The sequence below is a fragment of the Lactobacillus sp. UMNPBX1 genome, assembly GCF_002554085.1.
Classification (GTDB): domain Bacteria; phylum Bacillota; class Bacilli; order Lactobacillales; family Lactobacillaceae; genus Lactobacillus; species Lactobacillus crispatus.
This window is the reverse complement of sequence record NZ_PCZI01000076.1, coordinates 1-379: the sequence shown is the minus strand read 5'-3', so window position 1 is coordinate 379 and position 379 is coordinate 1. Positions and strand designations below refer to the sequence as shown.

Below are 379 nucleotides of genomic sequence, written 5' to 3'. Positions count from 1 at the left end.
AAACGATCTCGTTCTTTTGTTTCTTCTTCAGTTAAGCCTTCTTCTTTATTCTTATGAGCAAGTTCATTAATTCGCTTCAATAAAGCATCTTGTTCTTTCGATTCAGCCATTATAATCATCTCCTTAATAAAGTCGATTTTACTTATTTTATAAAATCAATGCAAATCGCGAACGTACGTTTGAAATATGCATCCATCTATGATAAGCTTAACACAATTAATGATAATGAGGTGTCAATATGGCAAAGGTAGCAAAAAATAAACAAATGGCCGTCCTAAATTATATTCACAAACAAGTTGAAGATCATGGCTATCCGCCGACTGTTCGTGAAATTTGTAGTGCTGTTGGCCTGTCTTCAACTTCAACAGTCCATGGACAC

Annotated in this window: 2 protein-coding genes; one reads left to right on the top strand and one right to left on the bottom strand. The window is 34.6% G+C overall.

Annotated elements, in window-relative coordinates; translation table 11 throughout:
- The coding region (locus CP352_RS10875; RefSeq protein WP_143465313.1) for a DUF896 domain-containing protein at nucleotides 1-110 on the bottom strand (110 nt) is incomplete at its 3' end.
- A gap of 128 nt (nucleotides 111-238) precedes the next feature.
- On the opposite strand from CP352_RS10875, the gene CP352_RS10870 reads away from it, so the two are divergent.
- Nucleotides 239-379: LexA family protein (locus CP352_RS10870; RefSeq protein WP_369823555.1), on the top strand; the 141-nt coding region annotated here is incomplete at its 3' end.